Origin of the sequence: Novosphingobium lindaniclasticum LE124, assembly GCF_000445125.1 — a bacterium.
GTDB lineage: Bacteria > Pseudomonadota > Alphaproteobacteria > Sphingomonadales > Sphingomonadaceae > Novosphingobium > Novosphingobium lindaniclasticum.
Map to the genome: position 1 here is coordinate 1 of NZ_ATHL01000060.1, position 11653 is coordinate 11653.

Genomic DNA, 11653 nt, shown 5'->3' on the forward strand with positions numbered 1-11653 from the left:
GTCGAAGGGTTTCGGGCGCCGGCAGGCGTACGCAAACCCGGACATGTACGACCCGCGGATCGGCAAGAAATGCGCTATGGGGATTTCAGTTTCGGCGCCGTCTGGAGCTTGATGTGCTTCGTTGCGGACGCAGACATGGGTTGGCCATAAGCCCGCCGCCGTCATGGTCGGCGATACCGATGGAGCATCGTCGGACCCGCAGCAGGCGTTCTTGCGCCATGAAGATGGCGATAGGCGCGACGAAGGTCCGGTCCCGCGAGCGAAGTGTTGCGGGAGGGATGACGGTCGGGCCATGCCGGGTCATGACGCGGTTTCCCGGGTAGACAAGAGCATTTCCGGTGGGGCACGCGGTTGCCGCCAGCGCTCAAAGGTTTCGACGATTATCATGGGGCCGCCGCAGCAGGGGCATGGCGGGCGCAGGTCCGTCGGCTTTTCGGTGTCGGGCGCTTCAGGTTCGGGTGCGACTTGGAGCAGGTCGCGGGCAAGCCCGAGGCTGGCCTGGCGACGAGAGCCCGCCAGCAGGCCGTAATGCCGGATGCGGTGGAAGCCGCGCGGCAGGACATGGGTAAGGAACCGCCGGATGAACTCGTCGGCGGGGATCGTCATGATGCGCTGGCGATCTGCCCCATCCCGGCGGTAATCCTTGTAGCGCAAGGTCACGTCAGCGCCATCGAAGGCCAGGATCCGCCGGTTCGATATGGCGACCCGGTGCGTATAGCGCGACAGGTAGGCCAGCACCGCTTCGGGGCCAGCGAACGGCGGCTTGGCATAGACCACCCAGCGCTTCTTACGGACCGGAGCGATATGACGCAGGAACGCGCGGCGTTCGCTCAGTGGCGCGAGCGATCCGAAGAAGGCGAGCTTACCGCTATCGTGGAACTGGATCAGCCGGGTCAGGAATAGCCGGCGGAACAGCTTGCCCAGGACACGGACCGGCAGGAGGAAGGCGGGACGCGAGGATATCCATCGCGTCCCGCCCGGGCCGATGCCGCCGCCCGGCACGACCATGTGCACATGCGGGTGGTGCGTCATCGACGAACCCCATGTATGCAGCACGGCAGTGATGCCGATGCGCGCGCCGAGGTGCCTGGGATCCGCCGCGATCGTCAGCATGGTCTCGGACGCCGCGCGGAACAGCAGGTCGTAGAGCAGCGCCTTGTTGTGGAAGGCGATCCCGGCGATCTGCGCTGGCAGCGTGAAGACGACGTGGAAGTACCCCACCGGCAACAGATCGGCCTCGCGTTCCGCCAGCCAGGTACGCGCCGCCGCACCCTGGCACTTGGGGCAGTGCCGGTTGCGGCAACTGTTATAGGCAATCCGCCAATGCCCGCAGTCCTCGCAGGCCTCGACATGACCGCCCAGGGCAGCGGTGCGGCAGTTCTCGATCGCCGTCATGACCTTGAGCTGTGTCAGGCTCAGATGTCCGGTGTGGGCCGCGCGGTAGGCCGGCCCGGCAGCGCGGAATATGTCGGCGACCTCATGGCCGGCGCGCACGCCTCAACCGTCTGGCGATGCCTGCGATCGAGGAGCCGGGAGCACAGCCAGCTTGTCGAGCGGACTGACCACGTTCCTCAAGGTGCGGGTTGCCACCTGGGTGTAGAGCGCCGTGGTGTTCAACTTCGCGTGCCCGAGCAGCGCCTGGATGATGCGGATGTCGATCCCATCTTCGAGTAGATGCGTGGCAAAGCTGTGGCGCAAGGTATGGGGTCCGACCCGCTTCGTGATGCCGGCAGCGCGTGCTGCCTCGGCCGCGATGCGATGTATCTGTCGATAGCAGATGGGCTTGAGATAATGCTGCCCCGGGAACAGCCAGCCATCGCGGTGCATGACGCCCTGATCTCGTCCCTCCTTCCACCATGCGCGCAGAAGATGCAGCAGGTCATTCGGGAGCATGGCGTTGCGATGCCCGCCACCCTTGCCGCATTCCACTCGGAGCAGCATGCGCTCGCCATCGACATCGCTGACCCTGAGTTTGGACACTTCCGAAGCGCGCAGGCCCGCGCCATAGGCGACGGACAGGATGGCCTGATGCTTGAGGCTGGTCGTCGCGCCCAGCATCCGCGTCACTTCCTCGCGGCTGAGCACCGTGGGCAAGGACCGGGGATGCTTCACCCGGTAGAGCTTGCGGGTCAGGTCCGGGCGGTCGATCGTATGCGTGTAGAAGAAGCGCAGCGCGGACACGATGCTGTTCAGCGTAGGTCCGCCGAGCCCCGCCTCGCGCTGGTCGAGCTGGAACTGGCGCAGATCTTCACCCGTCGCGGTATCAGGAGGACGGCCCAGCCAGGTGGCGAACCGCGCCACATCCCGCAGATAGTTGCGCTGCGTGGCGCGTGACAGGTGGCGCAGGTCCATGTCTTCGGCCATGCGCTCGCGCAACGTCCGGACGGGCATCATAACGGTGGTGGTGTTCATCGTTCGACTCCTTGGTTGAAGGAGTCGATAGGGTCTGCCCCCGCTCGAACCGGCTCAAGCCAGACGCGTCGACGGCGAGGTCAGCACGACATCAGACCCGGCCGCCAATCCCGCGCCAGCGGGTTCGTACAAGGAATTAATAACGGCTGATGGCAAGGTCCGCCGTTTCGATAGCCGCTTTGCGTCCTGCGATAATATCGGCGATCACATGGGCCGAACCGCATGCCATCGTCCAGCCAAGCGTCCCGTGACCGGTGTTGAGAAACAGGTTCGGAACTTTAGTGGCGCCGATCACCGGCGTGCTGTCCGGCGTCATCGGCCTGAGGCCGCACCAGAAACTGCCCTGCGCCATATCGCCCGCGCCGGGAAACAGGGTGGCGGCCGAATGCTCCAGCGTGGCACGGCGGGCGGGCGACAGATCGCGGGAGTAGCCGGAGATTTCGGCCATCCCGCCGATGCGGATGCGGTCGCCAAGCCGAGTGATAGCCACCTTATAGCTCTCGTCCAGCAGCGTGGAAACCGGAGCGCGGGGCTCATCGACGATGGGCACGGTCAGCGAGTATCCCTTGACCGGGTAGACCGGCAGGCGGATGCCCAATGGCGCTACCAGTTGCGGCGAGAAGCTGCCCATGGCGACGAGAAAGGCGTCAGCCATCAACTTGCCTTGATCGGTCTCGACATGGCTGATCCGACCGCTTTCCTCGACAAGCCGGTGGATGGAGGTGCCGTTGAGGAAACGCACGCCGTTGTTGGCAGCCATCGCGGCAAGGGCATTGGTAAATTTGAAGCAGTCGCCCGTTTCGTCGTTGGGCAGGCGCAAGCCGCCGGAGATCGGCGCTGCGCTGGCGGCAAGCCCCGGCTCTGCGCCGATACAGCCGGCCTTGTCGAGCACTTCGAAGGGTATGCCGTCTGCCTTGAGGACTTCGATATCCTTGCCGATGCCGTCCAGCTGCTTCTGCTCACGGAACAGCTGTAGAGTGCCCTGCATGCGCTCGTCATATGCGATGCCGGTATCTTGGCGCAGCGCGATAAGGCAGTCGCGGCTGAATTCGGCAAGGCGTACCATGCGGCTCTTGTTGATCGCATAGTCACGGGCGTTGCAGTTGCCAAGCATCGCGAAAAGCCAGCGCAGCATCGCCGGGTCGGCATGGAGGCGTAGGATCAGGGGCGCATGCTTCATCGTCAACCAGCGCAGAGCCTTCATCGGAATGCCAGGTGCAGCCCAGGGCGAGGCATAACCCGGCGAAATTTCGCCGGCGTTGGCGAAACTGGTTTCCAGCGCCGGGCCGTTCTGACGGTCGATCACGACGACCTCGTGCCCGGCTTCCGCCAGATACCAGGCGGATGTAACGCCGATGACGCCGCTGCCGAGAATGGCGATCTTCATGGGGTGATGCTCCTGATGCGTGCGCGGGTCCCGGCGGGCAGATAGGCCCGTTCGTAGCGGCGGCTGAGTTGGGTGAGGATTTCATAGGAAATGGTGTCTGCGTCGGCAGCGACCTGATCGATGTTCTGATGCGGGCCGAGCAGTTCTACCGGCGCCCCGGGATAGAGATGTTCGTCAGGAACATCGGTCACATCCAGCGTAATGCTGTCCATCGATACGCGCCCGGCAATCGGCACGCGAATGCCGGAGATGTAAGCTGCGCCCTTGTTACCCAGACAGCGCGGCCAGCCATCCGCATAGCCCACTGGAATGGTGGCGATGCGGCTTTCACGCGTGGTCTTGAAGGTAAGTCCGTAGCCGACACCGGTTTCCGCCGGGATCGTTCGCAACTGGGCGATGTGGGCTTCGAGTGCGACGGTTGCCTGCATCGGGTTCGGTGCGTTGCCATGCGGCGCACCGCCGTAAAGTGCGATGCCTGCGCGCACGAGATCGAAACGGCTGCGCGCCTGGAAAATGCCGCCGCTATTGTCGAGCGCAAGCGGGACACCTGGGAAATGCGCCGCGATTGCGCGGAAGCGGGTCTCCTGCGCGCCGTTGATGGCGTTGCCGGGTTCGTCCGCACATGCAAGGTGGCTGATGATGAAGTGCAGATCGATTGACCGGAGCAGTTCGGGCCGCACGAGGAGATGCTCGATCTCGTCCGCGGGCAGGCCCATGCGCGACATTCCGCTATCGACTTGCAACACAGCTGGCAGCCGCGCATGTCGCGCAGACGCCTCGGCGGACCAGCGTTCGATCTGATCCAGCGAATTGAGCACTGGGACCGCGCCCACTGCCGCGCAGGCCGCGTCTCCTCCCGGCAGCAGGCCGTTGAGGATGTAGACTGGAATGCCATGGGGAAGCTCCGGGACGAGCGCCTCCGCCTCGCCCTGCAAGGCTACGAACAGATGGCGGCACCCTTCGCCGATCAGGGTAAGGGCGACTTCCACTGCGCCAAGGCCATAGCCGTTCGCCTTGACTACACCGCCAACGGCAGCAGGCGCCGCGCGATCTCGGATAAGCCGGTAATTCGCGGCCAATGCCTCCAGATCGATGGTCAGGTGTGCTCCGGCAATCAATGATTTTCCTTTCCGCGAGGGGTGATGATGATGATGAAAACCGCATCACCTAACGAATTGTGGCGGTCCCCAGGCGCGCCGCGAAATGATGACCCTCAGGCGCCCGCTCGTCAGCGAAGCGCCGCTACAAGGCTCATGAGTGCGATCAGGCCCAGCGCCGCGAATGCGGCTTTGCGGAACAGGCTGTCCGGGGCACGCGTGAACAGACTGCTCCCCAGCCACGTCCCAACTATCATTGAGGGAGCGAGCAAGGCCGCCTCGACGCCAATCGCCATCGTAAACAGTCCGGTTGTCGCACCCGTTAAAAGTCCGATGATGCCTGTCATGAGGAAAATCAGGATCATCGATGCCCTTGCCTGTATCGAGGGCGTAGGGCGCGACAGGAAATAGGCGATCACCGGGGGACCAGACATGGCACATAACCCCCCCAAGAGCCCGGCGATAAGCCCGGTCGCCATGGCCAACCGGCGGTTTGGCTCGCGGTCCAGCCGAAAGCCGGCGCGAAGGGAGGCTATCCCGGCAAGGGAGACCAGAGCGATTATCACGCGGGCAAGATCGGCTGGAATGATGCCGAGCAGGGCAACGCCGAATGGCGTCGCGATGCAGGCGGCGACCCCTATCCGCCAGGTAGAAGCGCGGTCTTGGTGTTCCAGCGTCTTTCTCAGCCCGATCAGGCTTGAGCCGACCTGTAGCAGAAGCACTGTCGGTACGACCTGGGCAGGTGGAAGCAGGAGTGCCAGCAACGGCGTTGCCGCTAGGGCAAAACCGAAGCCAGTGAACCCGCGTAGGATGGCGGCCACGAAAACCATCGCGCTCGTGGCGAAAAGGGTGGAGAGGTCGAGGCCGCCCATTGCTTCTTCAGTAGCCTTAGCCGGCGAACACGATGGTTTTCTTGCGGCTGAAATGCTCCAGCATGGCTTCCAGCGAAGCCTCCTTGCCGAGTCCCGACTTGCCGAACCCGCCATAACTAAGGTTGGGTTGGATCGTTAGGTTCTGGTTGACTTGAACATAGCCCGCATCGAGCCGACGAGTGGCGTCAAGTGCTTTGGCGAGGTCATTGGTCCAGACGCTTGCAGCAAGGCCGAAGTCAGTGTCGTTGGCGGCTTCCAATACGTCTTCATAATCGCTCCAGGGCACCACGCAGGCGACCGGGCCGAAGATCTCCTCTCGCATCAGCGGACTCTCGTCGGGAATGTCGGCGAACAGCGTGGGCAGGGCGAAGAGGGCGGGATCGAGGTTTGCGTCGTCGGGTGCCGTGCCGCAGACGATCATGCGTACGTTAGGCGTCTCGCGGCCGATGGCGATGAAATGGGTGATGCGTTCCATCTGATCCTGTGAGATGATGGTGCCGATATCGGTGGTTTCGTCGAGAGGGTCGCCGATCTTCAGTTTGCGCGTCTCCGCGGCGAGGCGGGTGAGGAAGTCCTCGTAGATCGTCTCGTGGACGTAGATGCGGCTGGCGGCGGTGCAACTCTGGCCCTGCCGGGTGAAGCGCATGCCGGCGATTGCGCCTGCGACCGCCTTGGGAAGATCGGCATCGGCCATGACGATCATCGGGCTTTTGCCGCCCAGTTCCAGCGATACCGGGATCAGCTTGCGGGCAGCGCTCGCGTAGATCGTCTCGCCCACCGGCTGCGAGCCGGTGAACGTCACCTTGGCGACCAGCGGATGCTCAACCAGCGGCTGACCGCATTCGGGGCCGAAGCCGTGGATCACATTGAGCACGCCGGCAGGTAGTTCCTCCGCCAAAATCCGAGCTGCCATAAGCGTTGCGAGCGGTGCTTCCTCAGCGGTTTTCACGACCACCGTGTTGCCGGCGACAAGGGCCGGCGCGATCTTGAGCATCATCAGCACCAGCGGAACGTTCCACGGCAGGATCGCGGCCACTACGCCCAGCGGCTCGCGGATGGTTACCGAGAGCAGGTCGGGCCGGAAGGGCAGCGTCTCGCCCTTCAGTTCGGAGCCAAGCCCGGCGTAGAACGTGCCGATATCGGCAGCGGTCAGGACTTCTGGACGGCATTCCGTACGGATCGCCTTGCCGGTTTCCAGCGCGAGCAACCGGGCGATCTCCTCGGCTTGCTCGAGCAGGCGCGTGGCACCACGGGCGAGCTTCGCGCCGCGCTCGCGGACGGGGACGGCGGCCCATTGCTGGCGAGCCTTGGCCGCTGCGGCGACGGCCTTTTCGACATCGCGCGCATTGCCCAGCGCGGCACGACCAACTTCGCGTCCAGTTGCCGGATTAGTGACCACAAACGTCTCGTCACTTGCCGCCGCAACTAACTGACCGGCGATGAAGTGGCCGCCCGCATAACTATCGTTGGAGCAAGTGGGCTGGATCAGGTCTGTATTGTCGGCGAGCATGGCGTAACCTCCTGTTGGTTACGTCTCACTGCCTCGTGGTGGCGCCAGTGGCGTAGGGCCAGTTAGCGCATTCCGGTGAGCCACACCGCTTGCGGGCGTTCAGCCGCCGATGGCCTGTGCAAGCAGCCGTACGCCGGGTTCAATCCGGGCTTCGGGGATGACTGAATAACCGAGGCGAATGTGCGAGCGGCCTGCGCTGCGGTCGTCGAAGAAGACATCGCCCGGTTCGAACAGCAGCCCCTCGCTGCGCCACTGGCGGGCGGATTCGGTAGCGTTGAACCCCTGTGGCGATTCGAGCCAGATGCACGAACCGCCGGTTGCCGGGCGGAACTTCGCGGAGGGAATATGATGGCTGAGGGCATCGCCGAGAACCCGCGCGCGTTGGCGGTAGAGCCCGGTCAATCGGCGGATCAGCGGTTCGTAGTGTCCAAGCGACAGGAACAGCGCGATGGCGCGCTGGTTGTTGAGCGGTGGGTGCCGCACCATCAGGCGGCGCAGGGCGCGCAGTTCGCGTATCAGCCGCGCGTCGGCAACCACGAAGCCAAGTCGCAGTCCCGGTGCGAGGATCTTCGACAGGCTGCTCACGTAAATCACCCGGCCGCTGTCATCGAGGCCCTTGAGCGCAGGCTGTGGTGCGTTGTCGAAGCTGGTCTCGCTGTCGTAATCGTCCTCGATCAGCACTGCCCCGCTCTGGCGGGCATAGTCCAGCAATTCGCGCCGCCTCGTTTGCGGCATCGTTACTGTAGTCGGGCACTGGTGGCTCGGTGTGACGTGAACATAGTCGCAGGCGGCGAGGCCGGGCTGCGGGATCAGTCCGTGTTCGTCCACCGGCAGCGGCTGCACGCGCGCGCCCTTGATCCGGGCGATATTGCGCATGTCGGGATAGCCGGGATCTTCGAGGCCGATGACGGTCTTTTCGCAAAACAGCGCTTCGGACAGCAGGAACAGGGCCTGCTGCGCGCCAAGCGTGATCATGATCTCGGACTTGTCCGCCCAGATGCCGCGCCGGGGCAGGATGCGCGTCCTGATCTGCTCGATCAGCAGGGGATCGTCCTCGTCGATGGTGTCGCGTCCCCAGTCGCTCAGTTCCAGCACGCCCAGCGCCTGACGGCAGCACTGGCGCCAGGCGTTGATCGGGAAAACGGAGGAATCGAACTGGCCGTAAAGGAACGGATATTTGTAGGCCTGCCAGTTGGTGGGCTTCTCGATGCTGCGATAGCGAGAGGACTGTGAACGCAGCCGGGCTTCCCAGTTCAGGTCTTCGACCAGCGGCGGTAGCTGCCGTGGTTCGACTGGTGGGACGACCCTCCGTTCCTGTGTCTGAGAGGATACCACGAAGCCGCTGCGCTCGCGCGCGTGGAGAAACCCGTCGTCCACCAGCTGTTGGTAAGAAAGGATGACGGTGTTTCGCGAAACCTTCAACTCCGTAGCCAGTTTCCGGCTGGATGGCAGCGGCGTGCCGGCGGGCAACGTGCCGTCGAGAATGGAATCGACGATCCGGCTGCGGATCTGGAATTGCAGGGTGCGGACGCTGTCGTCCTGGATGCCGAACAGCGGCGCCCACATCAGCGGGTCGGATCGTTGGCGTCGTCTTCTGGCCGGTTGGTCAAGCACGTTGATGCGTCCCCTGTCACATCTGTACCCATCGTTTTGTCGGCGACTGGAACTACAAATGCTGCGTTGCACAACCAATCATGATTGTCATGGATACGCAAGCACCGCTTTCCGGAAACCGGCCGGACCTTTCGCACCACTGGATGCCGTTCACGGCGAACAGGGATTTTCATCTCGAACCCAAGATGCTTTGCCGCGCCGAGGGTTGTTATTACTACGGCGAGCGGGGCCAGCAGATCCTCGATGGCTGTTCGGGTCTGTTCACCACGCCCGCCGGGCACGGACGCACCGAGATCGCCGATGCCGTTCGCGACCAGTTGCTGACGCTCGACTATGCGCCCAGCTTCACGCGCGGCCATCCGCAATCGTTCCGGCTGGCATCGCGTATCGCGGCGCTGACGCCGGAAAGCATGGACCGCATCTTCTTCGGCAATTCCGGTTCTGAAGCGGTAGAGACGGCGCTCAAGATCGCGCTGGCCTATCACCGGGCGCGGGGCGAGGGCGGGCGCGACCTGTTCGTCTCGCGCGAGCGTGCCTACCACGGCGTGAACTTCGGCGGCGTGGCACTGTCGGGCATGGTGCCAAACCGGCGCGCTTTCGGTCCAGCAGGGCCTCGCGTCGTGCATATGCGGCACACCTTCCTGGAGCAGAACCGCGGTACGATAGGCCAGCCTATGTACGGCGCTGAACTGGCCGACGATCTCGAACGTCTGGTTGCGCTTCACGGCGCCGAGAACATCGCGGCCTGCGTGGTGGAGCCGATTGCCGGTTCGACCGGGGTGCTGGTGCCGCCGCAGGGCTATCTCGAACGGCTGCGCGAACTCTGCACGCGCCACGGCATCCTGCTTATCTTTGACGAAGTGATCACCGGCTTCGGACGTCTCGGCCATAACTATGCGGCGCAGGCTTTTGGCGTCGTGCCGGACATCATCACCATGGCCAAAGCGATCACCAACGGGGCCCAGCCGATGGCGGCGGTGGCAGTCTCGCGGGAGATCCACGACACTATCGTGGACAAGGCGCCGGACGGGCAGGTGGAGTTCTTCCACGGCTATACCTTCTCCGCCCATCCGGCGAGCTGCGCCGCCAGTCTTGCCGCTCTCGACATCTACCGCGACGAGGGGCTGTTCGACCGCGCGCGGCAGGCATCTGCCTATTTCCTCGATCGGATCGAAGCCTTGCAGGACCTCGCGCTGGTCACCGACGTGCGTGGTTACGGCATGCTCGCAGGCGTCGATCTGGCACCATCGGAGCGGCCGGGGCTGTGCGGCCATATCGTCCAGAAGCGTCTGTTCGATGCAGGCCTGCACCTCAAGACCACAGGTGATGCTGCGATCATCGCGCCGGCCTTCGTGATGGAGACCGGCCAGATCGACACGCTGGTGGATACCTTGCGCGACGTGCTGACCGAACTCGCCGATTGATCGTCATGCAGGCGCGGGCCGCGCAGATGGGGGTTGCCTTGATACACGATGTACCTGTTCTGGAGGCGCAGCCCGACCTGCGCCACACGCTCAAGCAAAGGCACATGACGATGATCGCGCTGGGGGGCGTGATCGGAGCGGGGCTGTTCGTTGGTAGCCGGGTAGTGATCCAGTCGGCCGGGCCGGCGGCCAGCATTTCGTTTCTGCTGACCGGGCTACTGGTCATTCTGGTCATGCGCATGCTGGGCGAACTGGCGACGGCGATGCCGACGATCGGTTCGTTCTACGAATATGCGCGGATCGCGTTGGGCGACATGGCGGGTTTCCTGACCGGCTGGATGTACTGGTATTTCTGGGTCATCGTCGTCGCGCTGGAGGCGATCGCGGGGGCGGACCTCATCCGCTTCTGGCTGCCCGAAGTGCCGCAATGGCTGCTGGCTCTGACGCTGATGCTGGCCCTGACCGTGAGCAACCTGTTCTCGGTCCGCTCGTATGGCGAGTTCGAGTTCTGGTTCGCCTCGATCAAGGTGGCCGCTATTGTCGTCTTTCTGGTGCTGGGCGGACTGTTCGTTGCGGGCATGTGGTTCACGCCGGGGCCGGGACTGGCCAATTTGACCGGACATGGCGGTTTTGCACCGAACGGCATCTTGCCGGTGCTGACCGGCGCGGTGGCTGCGACCGGGTTTTACTTCGGCGCTGAGATTGTCACCATCGCGGCCGCTGAAGCCGACGAGCCGGCCCGTGCGGTTGCCAAGGCGACCAATTCAGTGATCAGCCGGGTGCTACTGTTCTATGTCGGCTCCATCGTGCTGGTCGTGGCGATCATCCCGTGGAACTCGGCGACGATCGTCACGCCTTATGTCAGCGCCCTTTCCGCCATGAAAATCCCTGCGGCGGCGCAGATCATGAATGCGATCATCCTGACGGCCGTGCTCTCCGCGCTCAATTCCGGGCTCTATGCCTCCTCGCGCATGCTCTTCGCGCTGACCCGCAACGGCCATGCCCCGGCACTTCTGGCGCGGGTGAGCGGGAACGGCGTGCCGGTGGCGGCGACGCTGGCGGGGAGCGGCTTCGGCTTCGTCGCGGTGTTCATGTCCTATGTTTCGCCGGACACGGTCTTCGCGTTTCTGGTCAATTCCTATGGGACGGTTGCGCTCTTCGTCTATCTGCTGGTTGCCTTCTCGCAATTGCGCCTGCGTCGGCGGCTGGAGGCTGAAAACCCCGAGCGACTTGTCGTGCGGATGTGGCTGTTCCCTTGGCTGACTTACGTGGCGATTGCAGGGATGCTCGCGATCCTGGCCGCGATGGCGTTCATTCCCGATCAGCAGCTGCCGCTC

At 63.9% G+C, this 11653-nt stretch carries 9 protein-coding genes; 2 read left to right on the plus strand and 7 right to left on the minus strand.

The window, feature by feature from the left end; all coding sequences use genetic code 11:
• Window positions 1–300: 300 nt before the first annotated feature.
• The 7 genes from L284_RS33285 to pdxR form a co-directional block, all read right to left on the minus strand.
• Window positions 301–1494, minus strand: coding sequence for an IS91 family transposase (locus L284_RS33285; RefSeq protein WP_021233619.1), 1194 nt, complete (start codon window positions 1492–1494; stop codon window positions 301–303).
• Window positions 1495–1497: 3 nt separating this feature from the next.
• Window positions 1498–2412 carry a tyrosine-type recombinase/integrase gene (locus tag L284_RS33290; protein WP_021233618.1) on the minus strand — a complete coding sequence of 305 codons (915 nt, stop codon included), beginning with the start codon at window positions 2410–2412 and terminating at the stop codon, window positions 1498–1500.
• Window positions 2413–2548: 136 nt separating this feature from the next.
• The gene (locus L284_RS33295) at window positions 2549–3799 is read right to left on the minus strand and encodes a D-amino acid dehydrogenase (protein ID WP_021233644.1); all 1251 of its coding nucleotides are present in this window, start codon (window positions 3797–3799) and stop codon (window positions 2549–2551) included.
• Window positions 3796–4917 (minus strand): alanine racemase, encoded by a 1122-nt coding sequence (alr, locus tag L284_RS33300; protein ID WP_021233645.1) that lies wholly within the window; start codon window positions 4915–4917, stop codon window positions 3796–3798. Before alr ends, L284_RS33295 begins: the two co-directional genes overlap by 4 nt.
• Before the next feature lie 110 nt (window positions 4918–5027).
• Window positions 5028–5768: a TSUP family transporter gene (locus tag L284_RS33305; RefSeq protein WP_021233646.1), complete on the minus strand. Its 741-nt coding sequence runs from the start codon at window positions 5766–5768 to the stop codon at window positions 5028–5030.
• A 16-nt stretch (window positions 5769–5784) separates the two neighbouring features.
• Window positions 5785–7278, minus strand: coding sequence for an aldehyde dehydrogenase family protein (locus L284_RS33310; protein WP_021233647.1), 1494 nt, complete (start codon window positions 7276–7278; stop codon window positions 5785–5787).
• Window positions 7279–7377: 99 nt separating this feature from the next.
• Window positions 7378–8844, minus strand: coding sequence for a MocR-like pyridoxine biosynthesis transcription factor PdxR (gene pdxR / locus L284_RS33315; RefSeq protein WP_021233648.1), 1467 nt, complete (start codon window positions 8842–8844; stop codon window positions 7378–7380).
• A gap of 137 nt (window positions 8845–8981) precedes the next feature.
• Here pdxR and L284_RS33320 point away from each other — a divergent pair, with 137 nt between their 5' ends.
• Window positions 8982–10316 (plus strand): aminotransferase class III-fold pyridoxal phosphate-dependent enzyme, encoded by a 1335-nt coding sequence (locus tag L284_RS33320; RefSeq protein WP_021233649.1) that lies wholly within the window; start codon window positions 8982–8984, stop codon window positions 10314–10316.
• 38 nt (window positions 10317–10354) lie between these two features.
• On the plus strand, window positions 10355–11653 hold a 1299-nt coding region (locus L284_RS33325; RefSeq protein WP_235054338.1), incomplete at its 3' end, for an amino acid permease.